This window comes from uncultured Dysosmobacter sp. (genome assembly GCF_947631635.1).
GTDB lineage: Bacteria > Bacillota > Clostridia > Oscillospirales > Oscillospiraceae > Oscillibacter.
Genome location: NZ_CANRMB010000045.1, coordinates 1 through 20,471 on the forward strand (window position 1 = coordinate 1; position 20,471 = coordinate 20,471).

Sequence of the window (20,471 nt, forward strand, 5' to 3'; positions counted from 1 at the left end):
TACGAGGCCATCGTCAAGGGCCACAACGTGCCCCAGCCCGGCGTGCCCGAGTCCTTCAAGGTCCTGGTGAAGGAGCTGCAGTCCCTGTGCCTGGACATCCAGATCCTGGACGCCGACGGCAACACCATCGAGCTGAAGGAGGACGAGGACGCTCTGGACACCTTCAACCTGGCTCGGATGGATGCCGAGGATGAGCGGAACCGCGCCTTTGCCGACGAGGTGGAATTCCAGGAGTCCGGCTTCGATATCGAGGACGCTCCGGATGACGCCGGCGCGGACATTGACGCCGACTTCGACGACGAATGATCCAGAAAGCAGCCATTCGTCACACTGAACATTCTGGATCATTGAAGGAGGAAATCGCAATATGATGGATAACAATACCGGCAATAACATTGCCTTTGACGCGATCAAAATCGGCATGGCTTCCCCGGAGCAGATCCGTGCCTGGTCCTACGGCGAAGTCACCAAGCCCGAGACGATCAACTACCGCACCCTGAAGCCCGAGAAGGACGGCCTGTACTGCGAGCGCATCTTTGGCCCCACCAAGGACTGGGAGTGCCACTGCGGCAAGTACAAGAAGATCCGCTATAAAGGCAAGATCTGCGACCGCTGCGGCGTGGAGGTCACCCGGGCCAAGGTCCGCCGTGAGCGCATGGGCCACATCGAGCTGGCCACCCCTGTTTCCCACATCTGGTATTTCAAGGGCATCCCCTCCCGGATGGGCCTGCTGCTGGACATCAGCCCCCGCATCCTGGAAAAGGTGCTGTACTTTGCCAACTATATCGTCACCGACGCCGGTGAGACGCCGCTGACCAAGAACCAGATCCTCTCCGAGAAGGAGTACCGGGACTATAAGGAGAAGTACGAGGACGACTTCCAGGCCGGCATGGGTGCCGAGACCGTCAAGAAACTGCTGCAGGACGTGGACCTGGAGGCCCTGTCCGCCCAGCTCCACGCCGAGCTGAAGGATGCCTCCGGCCAGAAGAAGGCCCGCATCGTCAAGCGCTTGGAGGTGGTGGACGCCTTCCGCCTCTCCGGCAACAAGCCCGAGTGGATGGTCATCGACGTGCTGCCCGTCATCCCGCCCGACCTGCGCCCCATGGTGCAGCTGGACGGCGGCCGGTTCGCGACGTCCGACCTGAACGACCTGTACCGCCGGGTCATCAACCGCAACAACCGCCTCAAGCGCCTCATCCAGCTGAACGCCCCCGACATCATCGTCCGCAACGAGAAGCGGATGCTGCAGGAGGCCGTGGACGCCCTGATCGACAACGGCCGCCGGGGCCGCGCCGTCACCGGCGCCAACAACCGGGCGCTGAAGTCCCTGTCCGACCTGCTGAAGGGCAAGCAGGGCCGTTTCCGCCAGAACCTGTTGGGCAAGCGTGTGGACTACTCCGGCCGCAGCGTTATCGTGGTCGGCCCCGAGCTGAAGATCTACCAGTGCGGCGTGCCCAAGGAGATGGCCGTGGAGCTGTTCCGGCCCTTCATCATGAAGAAGCTGGTGGAGGACGGCACCGCCAACAACATCAAGTCCGCCAAGAAGATGGTGGATAAGGGCGTCACCGAGGTCTGGGACGCGCTGGACATCATCATCAAGGACCACCCCGTCATGCTGAACCGCGCGCCCACCCTGCACCGCCTGGGCATCCAGGCCTTCGAGCCGGTGCTGGTGGACGGCCGCGCATTGAAGCTGCATCCCCTGAACTGCACCGCCTTCAACGCCGACTTCGACGGCGACCAGATGGCCATTCACGTGCCCCTGTCCGCCGAGGCCCAGGCCGAGGCCCGTATCCTGATGCTCTCCGCTAACAACCTGCTGCGTCCCCAGGACGGCGGCCCCGTCACCGTGCCCACCCAGGACATGGTGCTGGGCTCCTACTACCTGACCATGGACCGCATGGGCAAGGCGGAGAAGGGCGCGGAGACCATCTGGTGCGAGGATTCCGGCGACACCGATCTGCCCGCCCAGTCCGTGGTGGACGCCGATGAGTTCCTGGCCGCCAACGAGGCGCTGTCCAAGGAGCAGAAGAAGGCCACCTACAGGCCTCTCCATGTCTATGCCAATGAGGACGAGGCCCTGATGGCCTACAACGAGCACGCCATCGGACCCCACTGCCCCATCCTGGTGCGCCGCCGCCTGACGGTGGACGGCACGGAGTACACCCGCGTGGTGGAGGCCACCCCCGGCCGCATCATCTTCAACCAGAACATCCCTCAGGACCTGGGCTTTGTGGACCGCTCCGATCCCGCCCATATCTGTGACTATGAGATCACCTTCACCTGCGGCAAGAAGCAGCTGGGCCAGATCGTGGACCGCACCATCAACAAGCACGGCTTCACCATGGCCGCCGAGGTGCTGGACGCCATCAAGTCCACCGGCTACCACAACTCCACCCTGGCCGCCATCACCGTCTCCATCGCGGACATGACCATTCCCCCCAAGAAGTACGAGATGGTCGCCGCCTCCGAACAGGCGGTGCTGGATATCGAAAACCAGTACAAGATGGGCTTCATGACCGACCACGAGCGTTACAAGCAGGTGGTGCAGGTCTGGGAGAAGACCACCGAGGATGTCTCCACCGCCCTGCAGCAGAACCTGGACCGCTACAATCCCATCTTCATGATGGCGGACTCCGGCGCCCGCGGCTCTATGAAGCAGATCCGTCAGCTGGCCGGTATGCGCGGCCTGATCGCCAACACCGCCGGCAAGACCATCGAGATCCCCATCAAGGCAAACTACCGCGAGGGCCTGACCGCTCTGGAGTACTTCATCTCCAGCCGCGGCGCCCGCAAGGGCCTGGCCGATACCGCCCTGCGTACCGCCGACTCCGGTTACCTGACCCGCCGCATGGTGGACGTCTCCCAGGATGTCATCATCCGGGAGGAGGACTGCCATGTCACCCACGGCATCAAGGTCTCCGAGATCAGCGAGAACGGCCAGGTGATCGAGAAGTTCTCCGACCGTCTCCGCGGCCGCTTCCTGGTGAGCGACGTGGTGGACGCCGAGACCGGCGAGGTCCTGGTGCCCGCTACCCGCATGATGGATGAGCGCGACGCCAAGCTGCTGGAGAGCCGCCACTGGGTCCAGCAGAATGTCCGGGAGGGTGACCGCTGCGAGTATGACCCCGCAGGCGATGAGCGTCCCACGGTCATGATCCGCACGGTCCTGACCTGCAAGGCCCACAGCGGCGTGTGCGCCAAGTGCTACGGCATGAACCTGGCCACCCAGCAGCCTGTCGGCCCCGGCGAGGCGGTCGGCATCATCGCCGCCCAGTCCATCGGCGAACCCGGCACCCAGCTGACCATGCGTACGTTCCACACCGGCGGCCTGGCCGGCGGCGACATCACCCAGGGCCTTCCCCGTGTCGAGGAGCTGTTTGAGGCCCGGAAGCCCAAGCGTATGGCCACCCTGTCCGAGATCGGCGGCAAGGTCCGGTTCGAGGAGGCCGCCAAGGGCAGCCTGCTGAACATCATCGTCACCGCCGACGACGGCGACACCCGCACCTACGCGGTGCCCCACACCGGCCTGCAGGTGAAGGACGGCGACACCATCGAGGCCGGCACCCAGCTGACCTACGGCGCTCTGAACCCCCACGACGTGCTCCGCATCCGCGGCGCCGACGCCGTGTACAACTACCTGATCCAGGAGGTCCTGCGGGTGTACCGCCAGCAGGGCGTTGACATCAACGATAAGCACATCGAGGTCATCGTCCGGCAGATGATGCGCAAGGTCCGCCTGGAGGATTCCGGCGACACCAAGCTGCTGGACGGCTCCATGGTGGATGTTCTGGAGCTGGAAGACGCCAACGAGGAGATCGACCGCCGCAACGCGGCCGGTGAGACCCAGGAGAACGGCGAGCCCCTGCGCCACGCGGTGGGCACGCAGTTGCTGATGGGCATCACCAAGGCATCCCTTGCCACCGATTCCTTCCTGTCCGCCGCCTCCTTCCAGGAGACCACCAAGGTCCTGACCGAGGCCGCCATCAAGGGCAAGGCCGACCATCTGGTGGGTCTGAAGGAGAACGTGATCATCGGCAAGCTGATCCCCGCCGGCACGGGCCTGCAGGCATACCACACCTTTGCCAAGGAACTGGTGCCTGACGCAGTGTCCGCTGAAGCGGAAGAGGCCTCCGGCTTCGAGCCCTGAGTTTCTTAAAAACTGCGATAGAGGGACACGCCGCAAAACAGTCGTTTTGCGGCGTGTCTTTTGTGGGATGCTCCGGCAGCGCGGCCAGAAGAGACAGCCGGATATTCTCCGAGACCGGCACGCTTTTCCGCCGTTCCAATACAGCTGCGCCGTCAGAACGATATCGATGGAAAAAAACAGGATCTATTTTTCAGAAATGCTTGACGATTGGCTGGGCACATGGTATAATTCCCAAATGCGCGGACTATTATCTGCGAATTTTGCCATGCATTTCAGGAGGAATTCCCGTGATCACGGAACTTGCTTCTCAGGAAAAAGTTGTGGGCGTGAAGCAGTCCCGTAAGGCGATCCGGGAGGGCCGGGCCTGCCGGGTGTATCTCGCCTGCGATGCCGACCCGGCGATCACCGGGCCGGTGGCCGACAGCTGTGCCGCCGCCGGGATCCCAGTGGAGACAGACTGCACCATGTCCCAGCTGGGGCAGGTGTGCCGCATCACCGTGGGGGCCTCTGTGGTGGCCGTTCTCACGAAGTGACGGGCCGCGAGGATCGTCTCGATCCGAGGTGCGAATAAAAAAGCGTTTTTTTCGGAATAACCGCCAGGTTTTCCGCAAAAAATAAAGGTTGTCCGCTGAAAGCGGCTGCCAAAAATATGAAAGAAAGGAGAAATTCAATGCCTACTTTTAACCAGCTGGTCCGTAAAGGAAGACAACAGGCTACCTACAAGTCCACTTCTCCCGCGCTGCAGTTCGGTCTGAACACGCTGAAGACCAAGACCACCGATCTGCCTTCTCCCCAGAAGAGAGGCGTCTGCACCGCCGTCAGAACCGCGACTCCCAAGAAGCCCAACTCCGCTCTGCGTAAGATCGCCCGTGTGCGTCTGACCAATGGCTACGAGGTCACCGCCTATATCCCCGGCGTGGGTCACTCCCTGCAGGAGCACTCCGTCGTCATGATCCGCGGCGGCCGTGTCAAGGACCTCCCCGGCGTCCGTTACCACATCATCCGTGGTACGCTGGATACCCAGGGCGTCCAGGGCCGTATGCAGAGCCGTTCCAAGTACGGTGCCAAGCGTCCCAAGCAGAAGTAAGTTCTGCAAAACACTGAAAGCTTTGCCGAAAAGGTTTATATATAGTTGTATACCTCTTTGGCAGGCATCCACGGAAGGCTGCAATACGCCTTTTGAGTACCTATGAGATCATAGAATATTATGAAGGAGGGAAGCATAGTGCCCAGAAGAGGTAATGTTCCCAAGAGAGAAGTTCTGCCCGATCCCGTATACGGCTCCGTCCTGGTGACCAAGCTGGTCAACAGCGTCATGCTGGACGGTAAGAAGGGTGTCGCGCAGAAGGTGGTCTACGCGGCCTTTGACCAGATCAAGGAAAAGACCGAGAAGGACCCCGTTGAAGTGTTTACCCAGGCGATGGAAAACATCATGCCCAGCCTGGAAGTCAAGGCCCGCCGTGTGGGTGGCGCCAACTATCAGGTCCCCATGGAAGTCCGTCCCGCCCGCCGTCAGACCCTGGCTCTGCGCTGGCTGACTGCGTATTCCCGCGCCCGCAGCGAGCGCACCATGGCTGAGCGTCTGGCCGGCGAGATCATGGACGCCGCCAACAACACCGGTGCCGCGGTCAAGAAGCGCGAGGAAGTCCACAAGGCTGCCGAAGCCAACAAGGCGTTCGCGCACTTCCGCTGGTAAGTTAGGAGAAACAGTATGCCGAGAAAAACAGCTCTTGAAAATACCAGAAATATCGGCATTATGGCTCACATCGATGCAGGCAAGACAACGACCACCGAGCGTATCCTGTTCTACACCGGCGTGAACTATAAGATCGGTGAGACCCATGATGGCACCGCCACCATGGACTGGATGGCCCAGGAGCAGGAGCGTGGTATCACCATCACCTCCGCTGCTACCACTTGCTATTGGTCTGGTTCCAAGAACCAGTACAAGCCCACCCGGATCAATATCATCGACACCCCGGGCCACGTGGACTTCACCGTTGAGGTCCAGCGTTCCCTGCGCGTGCTGGACGGCTCCGTGACCGTGCTGTGCGCCAAGGGCGGCGTGGAGCCCCAGTCCGAGACAGTGTGGCGCCAGGCCGATAACTACAAGGTCCCCCGCATGATCTACGTCAACAAGATGGACATCATGGGCGCGGACTTCTACAATGTGCTGCACATGATCGAGGACCGTCTGAAGTGCAATGCCGTGCCTATTCAGCTCCCCATCGGTGCCGAGGATACCTTCAAGGGCATCATCGACCTGATCGAGATGAACGCCGACATCTATTATGACGATCTGGGCAAGGACATGCGCGTGGAGCCGATCCCCGAGGACATGATGGATCTGGCCAACGAATATCATGAGAAGCTGATGGACGCTGTCTCCATGTTTGACGACGAGATCATGGAGCTGTATCTGGGCGGCGAGGAAGTCCCCCAGGACAAGATCCGTGCCGCCATCCGGAAGGCCACCATCGCCAACGACATGGTGCCCGTCACCTGCGGCACGTCTTACAAGAACAAGGGCGTGCAGAAGATGCTGGATGCCATCGTCGACTATATGCCCTCTCCCCTGGATATCCCCCCCATCAAGGGCGTCAACCCCAAGACCGACGAGGAGGAGGAGCGTCCCTCTGACGATAACGCCCCCTTCGCCGCCCTGGCCTTCAAGATCATGACCGACCCCTATGTGGGCCGTCTGAGCTTCTTCCGCGTGTACTCCGGCCACCTGACCACTGGTTCCACCGTGCTGAACAGCGTGAAGAACCAGAAGGAGCGCGTGGGCCGCATCCTGCAGATGCACGCCAACCACCGGGAGGATATCGAGGAGGTCTACTCCGGCGACATCGAAGCCGCTGTCGGCCTGAAGAACACCACCACCGGCGACACCCTGTGCGACGAGAAGCACCCCATCATCCTGGAGTCCATGGAGTTCCCCGAGCCCGTCATCCGGGTGGCCATCGAGCCCAAGACCAAGGCCGGCCAGGAGAAGATGGGCATCGCCCTGATGAAGCTGGCCGAGGAGGACCCCACCTTCAAGACCTACACCGACGAGGAGACGGGTCAGACCATCATCGCCGGCATGGGCGAGCTGCACCTGGAGATCATCGTGGACCGCCTGCTGCGCGAGTTCAAGGTGGAGGCCAATGTCGGCGCGCCCCAGGTCGCCTACAAGGAGACTGTCCGCAAGCTGGTGGATCAGGATACCAAGTACAAGCGCCAGAGCGGCGGTTCCGGCCAGTACGGCCATGTCAAGATCAAGCTGGAGCCCAACGAGTCCGGCAAGGGTTACGAGTTTATCAACGCCGTTGTGGGCGGCTCCATTCCCAAGGAGTTCATCCCCGCGGTGGATGCCGGTATCCGCGGCGCCCTGCAGTCCGGTGTGGTGGCCGGCTTCCCCGTTGTGGACGTCAAGGTCACCCTGTACGACGGCTCCTATCATGAGGTCGACTCCTCTGAAATGGCGTTTAAGATCGCCGGTTCCATGGCCTTCAAGGAGGCTATGCGCAAGGCGGACCCCGTCCTGCTGGAGCCCATCATGAAGGTCAGCGTCATCGCGCCCGACGACTATCTGGGCACCGTGATCGGCGACCTGACCGCCCGCCGCGGCCAGATCCTGGGCCAGGAGGCCCGTCCCGGCGCGCAGCAGGTGGACGCTCTGGTGCCTCTGGCCAACATGTTCGGCTATGCCACCGACCTGCGTTCTTCCACCCAGGGCCGCGGCCAGTACACCATGGAGCCTCACAGCTACTGTGAGTTGCCCAAGAGCCTCCGCGACAAGATCGTGGAGACCCGCACCAAGCGCGATTGACCAGCGATTGGAAAAAGGGATTGATTTTCCCTGCGATATACTGTAAAATAAGCAGTGCTGATTGATTTGCATTGCTACAAGTTGACTTTATAAATTGATAGGAGGATTTTCAAATGGCTAAGCAGAAATTTGAAAGAACCAAACCCCATGTCAACATCGGCACCATCGGTCACGTCGACCATGGCAAGACCACTCTGACCGCCGCCATCACCAAGTGGCTGTCCCTGCAGGGCAAGGCTCAGTTCGAGGCCTATGACAGCATCGATAAGGCTCCCGAGGAGAAGGAGCGCGGCATCACCATCAACACCGCTCACGTGGAGTATGAGACCGAGGCTCGTCACTATGCCCACGTTGACTGCCCGGGCCACGCCGACTATATCAAGAACATGATCACTGGTGCTGCCCAGATGGACGGCGCTATCCTGGTCATCGCCGCTACCGACGGCCCCATGGCCCAGACCAAGGAGCACATCCTGCTGGCCCGTCAGGTGGGCGTGCCCGCCATGGTCGTGTTCCTGAACAAGTGCGACCAGGTCGACGACGAAGAGCTGCTGGAGCTGGTCGAGATGGAAGTCCGCGAGACTCTGTCCAGCTATGAGTTCCCCGGCGATGACATCCCCGTCATCAAGGGCTCCGCTCTGAACGCTCTGATCTCCGAGTCCACCGATCCCGCCGCTCCCGAGTATGCCTGCATCAAGGAGCTGATGGACGCTGTTGACTCCTATATCCCCACTCCTCCCCGCGATGACTCTCTGCCCTTCCTGATGCCCGTCGAGGACGTGTTCACCATCTCCGGCCGTGGTACCGTTGCTACCGGCCGTGTGGAGCGCGGCCAGCTGAAGTTGTCCGAGGAAGTCGAGATCGTTGGTCTGACCGAGGAGAAGAAGAAGACCGTCGTCACCGGCATCGAGATGTTCCACAAGCTGCTGGACTACGCTGAGGCTGGCGACAACATCGGCGCCCTGCTGCGCGGCGTGGACCGTCAGGGCATCGAGCGCGGCCAGGTTCTGGCCAAGCCCGGTTCCATTCATCCCCACACCAAGTTCAAGGGCCAGGTCTACGTCCTGTCCAAGGAAGAGGGCGGTCGTCACACTCCCTTCTTCAACAACTATCGTCCTCAGTTCTATTTCCGCACCACCGACGTCACCGGCGTCATCTCCCTGCCCGAGGGCACTGAGATGTGCATGCCCGGCGATAACGTCGAGATGAGCGTTGAGCTGATTACCCCCATCGCCATTGAGAAGGGCCTGCGTTTCGCTATCCGTGAGGGTGGCCGTACCGTTGGTTCCGGCGCTGTTACCGAAGTCGGCGAATAATTTTCCCGTCTTTCCAAAAGGACTGCTGCATTTGCAGCAGTCCTTTTTTCACGTCTTTTGACCGTCTGCCGCCTGGGGGTAGGTCAGTGTCTCCTGGAACCCGTTTTCGCCGGGACAGAGGATATCCCCGGCCACAGGGGCATCCTCGCAGATGTAGAGGTTGAGCTGGACCCCCTCTGTCCGGCCAGGGTAGTTGGTGACGGCATAGGTGTACCGGGAGACCTGCTTGCCGCAGCAGGAAGTGAGGTCAAACCCCTGGGCCTTTTGCAGGTCGTTGTAGGTCAGATAGGGCTCCACCAGCTGGTCCGGCAGAAGAAATTGCAGCGTTTCCAGCGGTTCCGGCGTGACCTCCCAACCGAGAGACTGCAAATAGGCCACGCGCTCCTCATTTGTGGTCAGCTGCGGCGCGGCAGGGGCTTCCTCAGACATGCGGCCTGCCAGGACGATCAGCGCGGCCATGACGATGCCCAGCAGGACAACGGCGCATACAGCTTTTTTCCGGGAAAACCGGGTGGTCCAAATCATCATATCGATCCCTCCTGCTTGTTTCCTATTCATTTTCCGGACCGTTTATGATAAAATATGGAAGAGAACAGAGAGGAGGAACAGCCGCGTGGAAAAACAGCGTCTGGATAAGATCATCGCCTCCACTGGAAAGTGGTCCCGGCGGGAGGTGAAGAACCTGGTGCGCCAGGGCCGCGTGCTGGTGGACGGGATACCGGCCCGGACCGCGGAGGAGAAAGTGGACCCGGAGGCTGCGGAGATCACAGTGAACGGCGAGGCGCTGACCTACCGGCGGTATACCTGGATCATGCTGAACAAACCGGCGGGATACCTTTCCGCCACGGAGGACGGCCGGGGCAGGACCGTCCTGGACCTGCTGCCGCAGGACCTGCAAAGGCAGGGGCTGTTTCCGGTGGGACGGCTGGATAAGGACACGGAGGGGCTGCTGCTGTTGACCAACGAGGGCGGCCTGGCCCATGACCTGCTGTCCCCCAGACGCCATGTGGATAAAGTGTATTACGCAAGAGTGGCCGGCCGGCTGACGGAGGCGGACTGCCGGGCATTTGCCGCCGGGATGACTCTGGACGACGGACTGGTCTGCCAGCCGGCGGGGCTGGAGATCCTGACGGCGGGGGAGGAGAGCGAGGCCCGCGTCACCCTGCGGGAGGGGAAATTCCATCAGGTGAAGCGGATGCTGGCCCAGCGGGGGAAACCGGTGCTGTATCTGGAACGGGTGCAGATGGGCAATTTGCTGTTGGACCCAGTGCTTCCACGGGGAGACTTTCGTTTTTTAACGGTGGATGAGTTGGAAATGTTAAGAAATTTCTAACATTTCCAAGGAAAACATCAAATCTTCACCAAAAAGCCAATGACTTTTTTGTTGAAAAAAGAAAAAACTTCTTGCATTTTGTCAAATTTGCCGATATAATATAGACGTTAGCAAATTGCACAAAGTTTACGTGTGATTTTAGGTGAGGAGGACGGCCATGTCTGGGAGAATTTTTCAAAATGTGGTGCTGCAGCTTAAGGAGAATACTGACCGCACAGTCGGCGTGATCGACGGCGAGGGGATCGTGATCGCCTGCAGCGAGCTTTCTATGATCGGCCAGCGGTGGGCAGAGTATGTTCCCGCCATCAACGGCGCGGCTGGAACCATGGTGTCCTCCGACGGAAAGACCTTCAAGGCCCTGAACGGATGGAACACGCAGTTTGACTATGCGGCGTTTGCCTTTGGCGACAACGAGATCAGCCGGACTGTCTGCGCCATGGCGACAGTGGCGCTGAATGCCGCAAAGTCCTATTACGAGGAGAAGCACGACCGCGGCTCCTTCATCAAGGACATCATCTCCGACAACATCATGCTGGGCGACATCTATATGCGGGCCAAGGAGCTGCGGGTCACCGCCGATGTGCCCCGGGGTGTGTTCGTGGTCCGCTCCCTGAAGAAGGGCGAGTCTGTGCCCACGGATGTGGTCCGGTCCCTGTTCCCCGACCGGCAGAACGATTTCGTGCTCAGCATCGGCGAGGGCGACGTGGTCCTGATCCGCCAGATGCCCGAAGGCTCCGGCATCAAGGAGCTGAACAAGATCGCCTCCTCCATTGAGGAGACCCTCCGCTCCGGCAATGAGAGCACCGTGGTGGTGGGCATCGGCACCGTGGCCACCCACCTGCGGGACCTGGCCCGGAGCTATAAGGAGGCCCAGATCGCCATTGAGGTGGGCAAGGTCTTTGACACGGAGAAGTATGTCATCAACTATGAGAACCTGGGCATTGGGCGCTTGATCTATCAGCTGCCCACCACCCTGTGCGAGATGTTCCTCCAGGAGGTCTTTAAGAAGAACCCCATCGACGCGCTGGATAAGGAGACCCTCTTCACCATCCACAAATTCTTTGAGAACAACCTGAACGTGTCCGAGACCGCCCGGAAGCTGTTCGTCCACCGGAACACCCTGGTGTACCGCCTGGAGAAGATCAAGAAGCTGACGGGCCTGGACCTGCGGGAGTTCGATGACGCGATTACGTTCAAGGTGGCGCTGATGGTCAAGAAGTATCTGACCAGCCGGGGGATCGATTCCTGAACCGGTACATAGAGACGATACGCCCCCGGCTGGATTTTCCAGCCGGGGGCGTTTAATTATTTTGAAAGGGATTCTGTAGTATGTGTTTTACTTGTCGAATGCCATTCTGACCACATAACAGAATATGGTAATTTTTGCAAAGAGGAACAAGGCTTCGACTAAAGCCATTTTGCCAGCATCCAATGTGCTCATACAGAATATTAAATAAATGCTAAATGGCACGTGGGGCATATAGAGCAGATAAATGTGTAGATGCTTCTTCAAACTTGGTGCCTGAGCAGATGTTTCCACAACATCCAAGAACCGCTGTACAAGCAACCAGATTAAGGCGAGATAGAAAAACCATACTGACATGAGTATCGTCTGTTCACCGGTCCATGATTGCCCTTGATTCATGTATGAGGCAAGTGAAAGAAGTACCTCTGCTGCCCCAATAATTTGAATAAAAAATAGCCATAATTTGGGGTTATTTGATAAAAAGGGTGACAGATTAGTAGCCTTTTTCAAAAAATGACCTCCAAGCACATGGTGAGAACCAGCATCAGACTGATAATTTTCCTTTTCATAATAACTCTCTTTTCTCATTTTAGCAAGTGTCTTTTGAAAATTTCTACTCTTATCGCCGTCCATTAGGCGGAACCTATCAGTCCATAGGAATCCCCATACCTTCCATGATTGGACCATGTTAGCCGCGGCAGGATGCAGAGGTTTCCAGGGGACCGTAGCTCTTGCCTGCGATGGAGTATGTGACGGTCATTTTGTACGTTATACCCGCTTCAATACCCTTGGAATGGGTTTCGGAGAAGAACAGGTAATGGGTGCCGGACTGCGTCCAGGTTTTGAGACAGGTGCTTCCGTCCCACAGCTTGACAGTGACGCTGACTGCGTCTGTTTTGGAAGGAGCGGTAATGTCGATTTTGCAGTTTGCCGTGGTCCCGGTAAAGGACAGACGCGGAGTCGGTGTGTCTGCCCACGCGACGGCGCCGGCGGACATGGAGAGAACCAGCATCAACAGGGCCGTCCATGCGCAAATACGTCTTTTCATAAAATTCACCTCCTCGTATAATGAACTTGTATTTTGGATTGCCTCAGAGGGGCGGCTAAGGTACAATGCAAGCAGCGGATAGAGGTCGGAGTTCGACGACGCGATTACATTCAAGGTGGCGCTGATGGTCAAGAAGTATCTGACTTCTCGGGGAATAGATTCCTGAATCGCATAGAATCTAGTATCTTTAGAAAAAGGCCGCCCTCGGGCGGCCTTTTTACAGTCGGATAAGTGGACAATGTTATATTTTGTGATAATGGGGGATCAATTTTTTGCTTTGAGTTTCCAGAGACAATATAATGTAAAACTTATACTGTCAAATTTATAGAGGAGGATGGTTCTTATTCCAGATAGGAAGTCAAAAAAACCATAGTCGTGTTCAAACGTTCCAAAATAAGAATGCATGAAAGACCATAATATGATATGTGTTATAAATACGGCCAGACACCCCTTACCCACGGTAAACCAGAAATCATGCTTGGCAGGCGTTCGTTGATATATCCGTATCATGGTAAGAGCCAGCAATAGGATCAAGGCGGAAGTTTCTATGGATAGCAGAACGATCAAACTATCGCTGGCGGGATAATAAGGATATTTTCCGGAACCAATGATGGGCTGGATGAAAAGATAACCTTGGTCTGCAGCGAATCCTATGAATACAACCCAGATAATCAATCGAGCGATATACCGCAAGATACCTTCCAAAATAGTTTTCCAATTTTTCACATTGTTTTAGACCTCCTTAAAATTAGTATCATATTTTCATCATTCAGATATTATTCTATTTATTATTTATATCATACGGTCATTAGTGCTTCATGAGGACCATAAGATTCAGCATTTGTTTGGATTTTTAGGATAAAGTCTACAATGTTTATAAGTGTAGCACTGTAATTTCCGAATATGAGATTAATGCCAGCTGCAATGATATCAGACGCAGAGTAGCTTTTTGTTAAGTGCTTATATTGTCCGCAAAAAACTGCTTGACGACTGCCGTTATTATTCTCAAAAGTTACATAGACGCTTCCGGATTTGATATAATGTGGATATGCATCAGATGGACCATATGGCTTATAAATTGTGTAATCAAATGGAACAATGACAGTACCATAACTAGTTCCGGGAGCAATACGAGGGGTAACATCTTTTGATATTTCTTGAGTGCCATTGCCTGCTAAATATACAAGCGAGCAAGACGCTGTTGTTTTGTCATCATTATAAACAAAGTCGTTTGCATTACCTAAACATACGCTATCTGTCATTTTTTTTGCAAACACGCCATCAATATAAAAACGGTACCTTACTCTTGTGGTGACGATATTAGCGCTTATCTGACTGTGGATAATTAATACAGTGCCTGAGACATCTGCAGAAGCACGACGAATTTCATCTTCTGAGCCCTGGAAGTTTTTAATTATATCAATTCGTTTTTGGTCATATCCCATATATTCCAATTCGTCTTCGTTCAGTTCTTTCAAATCATAATAATATTTTCGGTAGTCAAACGAAGCTAACTCTTCATCACCTGGCTGAGCAGTACCATCATGAATTCTGGCGATAGCGTTTGATTGTTCTTCCAAAAAGACATCGTATTCATTTTGTGTGGAGGTCCCAGGCAGGCTTGAGAAGTATTCAAAAAAATCGTCTTTGCTCATGGTTTCTTCTGCGATGGTAATAGCAGTATCAAGGGCCTGGTCGGTTTCAATTGTCTTACAATTTTCCGTGGCAATGTCGGCAATGGTATCGACGGGGCAAAAAACATTCGAAGCAAAAGCGGGCTGGCTCACATCTTCTGCGGCGGCTAGTGTTGTAGGGCAAAGGGTGGAAAGCATTAACACTGCAAGGAACATGGCTAAACTTCTTTTGTAATGTTTCATATAGCGCCTCCTTATTTGATACGGTTTTATTATATCAAGATTGGACATGTATTGAGATTTTCAAGCAGCAAAATCAAGGATTCAAAACGCTTTTTTTCTAAAATTGCACATGATTACCCGCGGCAGACTGCGGAAACCGAGAGCTGTGGATAGGACTTGCCCGCGATAGTGTAGTTCACAGTCATTTTGTAGGTTTCACCCGTTTCAATGCCCTTGGAATGGGTTTCGGAGAAGAACAGGTAATGGGTGCTGGACTGCGTCCAGGTTTTGAGACAGGTGCTTCCGTCCCACAGCTTGACCGTGACGCTGACTGCGTCTGTTTTGGAAGGAGCGGTAATGTCGATTTTGCAGTTTGCCGTGGTTCCGGTAAAGGACAGACGCGGGGTCGGTGTGTCTGCCCACGCGACGGCGCTGGCGGACATGGAGAGGACCAGCATCAACAGGGCCGTCCATGCGCAAATACGTCTTTTCATAAAATTCACCTCCTTTCGTCGTTCTATAAAGGGGAACGTCAAAAGGAGGTGAATTTGGTGCACTTCTTTATTGAAAATTTTTATTTTGTAGGTTCTTCCAAATAAACGCTTTTCGCCATGTGCAATATGTCTGCCTCGCTGAGAAAGCCGGAGATCGAGAGCGACATGCCGTTGTCCTCGTCCAGCCAGACCAACGCATTGCGGAGCGCTGGATCGGTGGAAAGATATAATTCACCGGGAAGTCCGTTGATTTCCACGTGCTTAAGGACGGCTTTATTGGTGTCGATTACATACAGGGAAGTACCCTCCTGCATGGGCACAAAGGTAAAGGTCAAAGTGCCGTTCATTTCGCTGTAGTAAACAACTGTGCTGTCCGAAGCGTCCAGTTCCTCATATCCCTCCGGCACCCAGCCCGGGCGGTACACGCCGTTCTCCGCCGCCTCGCCCGCAAAGCGGTAGACGATCTGTGTCTCATAGACCTGCCGCACCCACTGGAGAAAGCTGGCCTGGGCCTTGCCGTCCACGGCCAGCCAGCCGCCGCCCAGCACCAGCGCCGCCAGGAAGCAGGCCGCGGCCTGACGCATGGCCCTATAAAACACCGGATGCCGCGCCCGCCGCAGCAGAGGGCGCATCCTCCGCCGAAAGGCCGGGGAGAAAGCGGCCTCGCAGTCGCCTGGCTCGGGAAGGGAGGCCAGCATGGCGTCCCGGACCAAAGGCGCCGCCTGGCGCAGCATCTCATCCGTGATGGTCATACGTCGATCCCCTCCTCTTTCAGCAGCTTTTTCAGCTGTTTCTTCGCCCGGGCGTCCAGGCTGTGGACGCCCTCATAGGAAAGCCCCAGCATATGGGCAAGCTCCTCATTGGTATATCCATTGTCGTATTTCAGCAAAATGAATGTCCGGTATCGGGCGGGGAGGCGGGAGATCGCCGCCGCCAATCCCCCTGCGGGTATGTCGAAGGAAAGCCCGACGGTCTCCTCGTCCAAGGGGACTGCGGCTCTGCGCTGCCTGGCCCGGTAAATATCGATGGCTTTGTGCTCTGCTATGGTAACGACCCAGCTTCGCGTTTTGGTGCACATTGGGTCAGAAATTTTGTCCATATTTTTGGCGATGGAGACAAACGCCTGGTGCACCGCGTCCTCCGCGTCCTGCTGGCTGCCCAGGATACGCCTGGCCACATAGAGCATCAGCCCGCCGTATGCCTGGTAGATCTGCTCAAATTTGGATCTTTCCGGTTCGCTGTCGATCATCTGGAGATAGACCAGCATCCAACCACCCCTTTTTCGTATCATACCATGGCGGCCGGCGTTTGTCTCCGCTTTTTTGGACGGTTCTTGACAAAACGAAACTACTGTGATAGTGTAACGGTGAAACTATTGTAATAGTTTGTAAAAGCCGGGGGATTCTTGTAAACAATTGTAAACTGTTATTGCATTGGCAGGAAAAACCGTTTATAATGTGAGAGGTTCAAGAATTATGTCGACCAGACCGGGATACAGGGGTATCCGCGGCGGGCCGATATTTCCATAAAGGAGGAGCGAGGTGCCTGCATGATCCGTTTGAAAGACGTAGAGATGGAGTACGACAACGGGACCAGGGCCATTCAGGGAGTCACCCTCACCATCGAGGACGGCGAATTCGTCTTTCTGGTGGGGCCATCCGGGTCCGGCAAGTCCACGATCATCAAACTGCTGACCGGCGAGGTGGAGCCCTGCGCGGGCCGCATCATGATCAACGGTTTTTCTGTCAGCAATATTTCGGGAAAACAGATCCCCCTCATGCGCAGGACGCTGGGCGTCATTTTTCAGGATTTCCGCCTGATCGAAAAAAAGACCGTATATGATAACCTGGCCTTTGTCATGCGGGCCGTGGGCGCAAGACCCAAGGAGATCCAAAAGCGCATCCCCTATGTGCTGGAGCTGGTGGACCTTGCGGAAAAGGCCGACCGCTATCCCACGGAGCTCTCCGGCGGCGAGCAGCAGCGGGTGGCCATCGCCCGGGCGCTGGTGAACAATCCCAACACCATCATCGCCGACGAGCCCACGGGCAATCTGGACCCGGACCGCTCTCTGGAGCTGATGAACCTGCTGGTGAAGATCAACGAGCTGGGGACCACCGTGGTGGTGGTGACCCATGAGAAGGACCTGGTGGACCGCTTTGGAAAGCGGGTCATCACCATCGATTCCGGCCATGTCATCAACGACAGCGTGGGCGGCTATGTGGGAGGGCGCATCCATGGGTAAACACAATTTTGGATATTTTTTCCATGAGGGCCTGTCCAACATGTTCAGCCACGGCTTTATGTCCTTTGCCGCCATCGGCATCACCGTGGCGTGCCTGCTCATCATGGGCACCTTTACCCTGGTGGCGGTGAACGCCAACGAGCTGCTGGTGGACCTGGAGCAGGAGAATGAGATCCTGGCCTATGTGGACGACACCTATTCCGATACGGCGGCCAAGGCCCTCCAGTCGGACCTGGAGGCCATCCCCAATGTGGCCTCCGCCACCTACATCAGCAAGGAGCAGGCCACGGCGGATTTTTCCGCTGAGTTTCCGGAGGAGGCCATGTTCCAGGACCTGGACCCGGAGATCTTCGAGGACCGCTATGCCATCAAGATCGTGGATCTGGAGAAGATGTCCGAGACCTGCCGGGCCGTGGAACAGGTGACCGGCATTTCCGAGATCAACGCCCATGAGGAGATCGCGGGGGGCTTCATCACCATCCGCAACGTGGCCACCGTGGTCTGCGTGGCCCTGATCGCCATTCTGTTCGTGGTGTCGGTGTTCATCATCTCCAACACCATCAAGCTCACCACCTTCGACCGGCGGGACGAGATCGCCATCATGCGCATGGTGGGCGCCACCAACGGCTTTATCCGCTGGCCCTTTGTGTATGAGGGCTTCATGCTGGGGCTTCTGAGCGCGGTGATCGCCTTCTTCCTGCAATGGGGCCTTTACGCGGCGGTGGCCCAGGGTGTGGACAATAACGACACCATGCAGCTGATCCGCATCCTGCCCTTCCAGCAGCTGTGGCCCGCCGTGGCGGGGATCTTCGCCGCCGCCGGCATCCTGATCGGCGTGGGCGGCAGCTTGTCGGCCATCCGGAAGTTCCTGCAGGTGTGAGGGCGCGCTATGAAAAAGAAGAGACAAGCGGGGCGCGTCTGCCGGATGCTGGCGGCATTGCTGCTGTCGGTCTGCGTGCTGGCGGCGGACCTGTCCCCGGCGCTGGCGGTGACCCAGGCGGATATCGACGCGCTGAAGGGCGACGCCCAAACACTGAGCCAGCAGAAGAAAGAGCTGAAAGACAAAATCAATGCGCTGTCCGACGATATTGCCAACAATATGAAGAAAAAGGAACTGCTGGACAGCCAGATCAGCGTGCTCACCAAGGAGATCGCCAATGTGGAGAGCCAGATCAGCACCTACGCGGAGCTGATCACCCAGACGGAGGCGGAGCTTTTAGACGCCCAGAAACGGGAGGAGGCTCAGTACAAGCTGTTCTGCAAGCGGGTCCGGGCCATGGAAAAGCGGGGGACGGTCTCCTACTGGTCCGTCCTGTTCAAGGCGGAGAGCTTTACCGATCTGCTGGGCAGGCTGGATATCATCCATGAGATCATGGATGCGGACCAGAAGGTCATTGAGGACCTCCAAGCCCTGCAAGTAGAGATCGCGGACAAGAAGTCCCAGCTGGAGACGCAAAAGACGGAGTCCGAAGCCGCAAAGCGGGACCTGGTGACCAAGCGCAGCCAGCTGAACCAGCAGCGGGAGGCCGCCAACGCTCTGGTGGCGCAGCTGCGGGCCAGCCAGTCGGAATACCAGGAGGACATGGACGATCTCTCCGCGGATGAGGCGGCCGTGCAGGCGGAGATCCAGCGCCTGTCCCGGGAGCTGGCGGCGCAGCAGGCGGCTCAGGGCAAGCCCTCCAACGCGGCGCTGGGCGGCTATATCTGGCCGGTCAGCAGCCGTTACATCACGTCCACCTTCGGCGGGCGGGCATCCCCCGGCGGCATCGGCTCCACCAACCACAAGGGCGTGGACATCGGCCGGGTGGGCTATACCACGGAGGTCCACGCCGCCAAAGCGGGCACGGTCATCGTGTCCCAGTATTCCCGTTCCTACGGCAACTACGTGGTGGTCTCTCACGGCAGCGGAAACACCACCCTGTACGCCCATATGAGCAGCCGGAAGGTGGAGGCCGGCACCTATGTGAACCAGGGCGCGGTGCTGGGCATCACAGGCTCCACCGGCCACTCCACCGGTCCCCATCTCCACTTTGAGATCACGGAGAACGGGACCCGCATCGATCCTTTGAAATATCTGACGGGCTATACCAAGGCCGGTTAAGCGACATAAATCATCCTCCCACGCCATACCATGGAGCGGGAGGATGATTTTATGGTCGGTATCTTGGTATGGAAAAGCCCGCAGCCGGGAAAAAAACAAAAGCATGTGACGCTGGAAGCCCGCAGCGTCCTGCATATGCGGTTCCTCAGCGTGGAGCTTCTGCGGGGGCCGAAAACGCCGGACGCGGTCCTGCGCCGCCGGGTGTTGGCGGCGGGGAAGCGGCTGCGGAAACAGGGCGTAGTGCGGGTCGTTCTGCCGGAAAATTTCTCCTATTGGGAACAGTTGGAGAAAAGCGGCCTGCGGCCGGTGTCCACCCAGGCGCTCCGGCGGCGGCTGGCGGCGGACTGGGTGCGGTTCGGCCTTGCAAAGCAGGGGCTGCCCGCGGCGGGCGCCAAAGTGGCGGTGTGCGGCGCACAGCTCACCGGGGAACTGGTGCGCACGGTGACGGAGCTCACGCTGCGGCACCGGTATGTGCTGCTGGACCTGCCCTATGGCGGCGAGGACCTCTGCCGCCAGCTGCGGCGGGAGTACGGTGTGTCACTGCTGTTGGGACCCGCGAAGGACCAGCTGGAGGGGGCGGAGGCGCTGGTGTTGTTCGACCAGCGGACGGACCTGTCCTGCCGGAATCCGGTGGTGCTGCCGCTGTATGACGAGTCGGCGCCGCTGCCGCCGCTGATCCTGCCCCCGGCCCTGGAGGAAAAGCTGCCGGAGGGGGCGGACCGGGGACAGCTTCTGGCTGTGCTCCAGGAGGCGGGAGTCCTGAAGGCCGGGCAGATTTCCCTGGCCGCGGAAAGCTGGGAGTGTCCAAAATAAAGATTTGATGATATAATAAGGGATATGAGGAAACAGACAAAAGAGGCATGGAAGAAAT

21 protein-coding genes are annotated in these 20,471 nt (G+C 57.5%); 13 read left to right on the top strand and 8 right to left on the bottom strand.

The features are described 5' to 3' along the window. From Q0Z71_RS16315 to tuf, 7 genes are all read left to right on the top strand, one after another. The coding region (locus tag Q0Z71_RS16315; protein ID WP_298025035.1) for a hypothetical protein at positions 1-306 on the top strand (306 nt) is incomplete at its 5' end. Positions 307-367: 61 nt separating this feature from the next. Further along, on the top strand, positions 368-4,150 hold the full coding sequence (gene rpoC, locus Q0Z71_RS16320; RefSeq protein WP_298025036.1) for a DNA-directed RNA polymerase subunit beta': 3,783 nt from the start codon (positions 368-370) through the stop codon (positions 4,148-4,150). Between the two features lie 287 nt (positions 4,151-4,437). Next, a complete protein-coding gene (locus Q0Z71_RS16325) occupies positions 4,438-4,683 on the top strand; it encodes a ribosomal L7Ae/L30e/S12e/Gadd45 family protein (protein ID WP_298025037.1) in 246 nt (81 codons plus the stop codon). Positions 4,684-4,820: 137 nt separating this feature from the next. Beyond that, the gene (gene rpsL / locus Q0Z71_RS16330) at positions 4,821-5,237 is read left to right on the top strand and encodes a 30S ribosomal protein S12 (RefSeq protein ID WP_298025038.1); all 417 of its coding nucleotides are present in this window, start codon (positions 4,821-4,823) and stop codon (positions 5,235-5,237) included. Between the two features lie 138 nt (positions 5,238-5,375). Beyond that, positions 5,376-5,846 (top strand): 30S ribosomal protein S7, encoded by a 471-nt coding sequence (gene rpsG / locus Q0Z71_RS16335; RefSeq protein WP_298025039.1) that lies wholly within the window; start codon positions 5,376-5,378, stop codon positions 5,844-5,846. Positions 5,847-5,861: 15 nt separating this feature from the next. Continuing rightward, positions 5,862-7,964 carry an elongation factor G gene (gene fusA, locus Q0Z71_RS16340; RefSeq protein WP_298025040.1) on the top strand — a complete coding sequence of 701 codons (2,103 nt, stop codon included), beginning with the start codon at positions 5,862-5,864 and terminating at the stop codon, positions 7,962-7,964. A gap of 113 nt (positions 7,965-8,077) precedes the next feature. Beyond that, on the top strand, positions 8,078-9,280 hold the full coding sequence (tuf, locus tag Q0Z71_RS16345) for an elongation factor Tu (protein WP_298025041.1): 1,203 nt from the start codon (positions 8,078-8,080) through the stop codon (positions 9,278-9,280). 48 nt (positions 9,281-9,328) lie between these two features. On the opposite strand, the gene Q0Z71_RS16350 is transcribed toward tuf, so the two are convergent. Beyond that, positions 9,329-9,808, bottom strand: a complete 480-nt coding sequence (locus Q0Z71_RS16350) for a DUF4830 domain-containing protein (protein ID WP_298025042.1) — start codon at positions 9,806-9,808, stop codon at positions 9,329-9,331. A gap of 85 nt (positions 9,809-9,893) precedes the next feature. Between Q0Z71_RS16350 and Q0Z71_RS16355 the strand changes: the two genes are divergently transcribed. Together Q0Z71_RS16355 and Q0Z71_RS16360 are read left to right on the top strand one after the other, a co-directional pair. After that, entirely contained in the window at positions 9,894-10,613 is a 720-nt protein-coding gene (locus Q0Z71_RS16355; RefSeq protein WP_298025044.1) for a pseudouridine synthase, read from the top strand. Between the two features lie 157 nt (positions 10,614-10,770). Continuing rightward, on the top strand, positions 10,771-11,862 hold the full coding sequence (locus tag Q0Z71_RS16360; protein WP_298025046.1) for a CdaR family transcriptional regulator: 1,092 nt from the start codon (positions 10,771-10,773) through the stop codon (positions 11,860-11,862). Positions 11,863-11,949: 87 nt separating this feature from the next. Here Q0Z71_RS16360 and Q0Z71_RS16365 read toward each other — a convergent pair whose 3' ends face one another. The 7 genes from Q0Z71_RS16365 to Q0Z71_RS16395 all read right to left on the bottom strand — a co-directional run bounded on the left by Q0Z71_RS16365 (position 11,950) and on the right by Q0Z71_RS16395 (position 16,524). After that, positions 11,950-12,492, bottom strand: coding sequence for a hypothetical protein (locus Q0Z71_RS16365; protein ID WP_298025048.1), 543 nt, complete (start codon positions 12,490-12,492; stop codon positions 11,950-11,952). A 55-nt stretch (positions 12,493-12,547) separates the two neighbouring features. After that, positions 12,548-12,907 (bottom strand): hypothetical protein, encoded by a 360-nt coding sequence (locus Q0Z71_RS16370; RefSeq protein ID WP_298025050.1) that lies wholly within the window; start codon positions 12,905-12,907, stop codon positions 12,548-12,550. 264 nt (positions 12,908-13,171) lie between these two features. After that, complete coding sequence (locus tag Q0Z71_RS16375; RefSeq protein WP_298025052.1) at positions 13,172-13,633, bottom strand: hypothetical protein; 462 nt, start codon at positions 13,631-13,633, stop codon at positions 13,172-13,174. A 71-nt stretch (positions 13,634-13,704) separates the two neighbouring features. Then, a complete protein-coding gene (locus Q0Z71_RS16380; protein WP_298025055.1) occupies positions 13,705-14,784 on the bottom strand; it encodes a hypothetical protein in 1,080 nt (359 codons plus the stop codon). 113 nt (positions 14,785-14,897) lie between these two features. Continuing rightward, complete coding sequence (locus Q0Z71_RS16385; protein ID WP_298025057.1) at positions 14,898-15,257, bottom strand: hypothetical protein; 360 nt, start codon at positions 15,255-15,257, stop codon at positions 14,898-14,900. Between the two features lie 80 nt (positions 15,258-15,337). Further along, positions 15,338-16,009 carry a DUF4367 domain-containing protein gene (locus Q0Z71_RS16390; RefSeq protein ID WP_298025059.1) on the bottom strand — a complete coding sequence of 224 codons (672 nt, stop codon included), beginning with the start codon at positions 16,007-16,009 and terminating at the stop codon, positions 15,338-15,340. After that, complete coding sequence (locus tag Q0Z71_RS16395) at positions 16,006-16,524, bottom strand: RNA polymerase sigma factor (protein ID WP_298025061.1); 519 nt, start codon at positions 16,522-16,524, stop codon at positions 16,006-16,008. Before Q0Z71_RS16395 ends, Q0Z71_RS16390 begins: the two co-directional genes overlap by 4 nt. Before the next feature lie 282 nt (positions 16,525-16,806). Between Q0Z71_RS16395 and ftsE the strand changes: the two genes are divergently transcribed. Genes ftsE through Q0Z71_RS16415 form a run of 4 tightly spaced genes read left to right on the top strand, consistent with a single transcriptional unit; the run spans position 16,807 to position 20,413 of the window. After that, on the top strand, positions 16,807-17,499 hold the full coding sequence (ftsE, locus tag Q0Z71_RS16400; protein WP_298025063.1) for a cell division ATP-binding protein FtsE: 693 nt from the start codon (positions 16,807-16,809) through the stop codon (positions 17,497-17,499). Next, positions 17,492-18,379, top strand: coding sequence for a permease-like cell division protein FtsX (gene ftsX / locus Q0Z71_RS16405; RefSeq protein ID WP_298025065.1), 888 nt, complete (start codon positions 17,492-17,494; stop codon positions 18,377-18,379). The genes ftsE and ftsX overlap by 8 nt, the downstream gene beginning before the upstream one ends. Before the next feature lie 9 nt (positions 18,380-18,388). Further along, positions 18,389-19,600, top strand: coding sequence for a murein hydrolase activator EnvC (locus tag Q0Z71_RS16410; protein ID WP_298025067.1), 1,212 nt, complete (start codon positions 18,389-18,391; stop codon positions 19,598-19,600). 51 nt (positions 19,601-19,651) lie between these two features. Further along, positions 19,652-20,413 (top strand): hypothetical protein, encoded by a 762-nt coding sequence (locus Q0Z71_RS16415; protein ID WP_298025069.1) that lies wholly within the window; start codon positions 19,652-19,654, stop codon positions 20,411-20,413. Positions 20,414-20,471 lie beyond the last annotated feature (58 nt).

Bases quoted from the DNA above. Each gene is read 5' to 3' on its own strand.
- Q0Z71_RS16390 (WP_298025059.1), bottom strand. From the start codon at position 16,009: ATGACCATCACGGATGAGATGCTGCGCCAGGCGGCGCCTTTGGTCCGG.
- Q0Z71_RS16365 (WP_298025048.1), bottom strand. From the start codon at position 12,492: ATGGACGGCGATAAGAGTAGAAATTTTCAAAAGACACTTGCTAAAATG.
- Q0Z71_RS16370 (WP_298025050.1), bottom strand. From the start codon at position 12,907: ATGAAAAGACGTATTTGCGCATGGACGGCCCTGTTGATGCTGGTTCTC.
- Q0Z71_RS16350 (WP_298025042.1), bottom strand. From the start codon at position 9,808: ATGATGATTTGGACCACCCGGTTTTCCCGGAAAAAAGCTGTATGCGCC.
- ftsX (WP_298025065.1), top strand. From the start codon at position 17,492: ATGGGTAAACACAATTTTGGATATTTTTTCCATGAGGGCCTGTCCAAC.
- Q0Z71_RS16380 (WP_298025055.1), bottom strand. From the start codon at position 14,784: ATGAAACATTACAAAAGAAGTTTAGCCATGTTCCTTGCAGTGTTAATG.
- Q0Z71_RS16415 (WP_298025069.1), top strand. From the start codon at position 19,652: ATGGTCGGTATCTTGGTATGGAAAAGCCCGCAGCCGGGAAAAAAACAA.
- tuf (WP_298025041.1), top strand. From the start codon at position 8,078: ATGGCTAAGCAGAAATTTGAAAGAACCAAACCCCATGTCAACATCGGC.
- ftsE (WP_298025063.1), top strand. From the start codon at position 16,807: ATGATCCGTTTGAAAGACGTAGAGATGGAGTACGACAACGGGACCAGG.
- rpoC (WP_298025036.1), top strand. From the start codon at position 368: ATGATGGATAACAATACCGGCAATAACATTGCCTTTGACGCGATCAAA.
- Q0Z71_RS16410 (WP_298025067.1), top strand. From the start codon at position 18,389: ATGAAAAAGAAGAGACAAGCGGGGCGCGTCTGCCGGATGCTGGCGGCA.
- Q0Z71_RS16385 (WP_298025057.1), bottom strand. From the start codon at position 15,257: ATGAAAAGACGTATTTGCGCATGGACGGCCCTGTTGATGCTGGTCCTC.
- rpsL (WP_298025038.1), top strand. From the start codon at position 4,821: ATGCCTACTTTTAACCAGCTGGTCCGTAAAGGAAGACAACAGGCTACC.
- Q0Z71_RS16395 (WP_298025061.1), bottom strand. From the start codon at position 16,524: ATGCTGGTCTATCTCCAGATGATCGACAGCGAACCGGAAAGATCCAAA.
- fusA (WP_298025040.1), top strand. From the start codon at position 5,862: ATGCCGAGAAAAACAGCTCTTGAAAATACCAGAAATATCGGCATTATG.
- Q0Z71_RS16360 (WP_298025046.1), top strand. From the start codon at position 10,771: ATGTCTGGGAGAATTTTTCAAAATGTGGTGCTGCAGCTTAAGGAGAAT.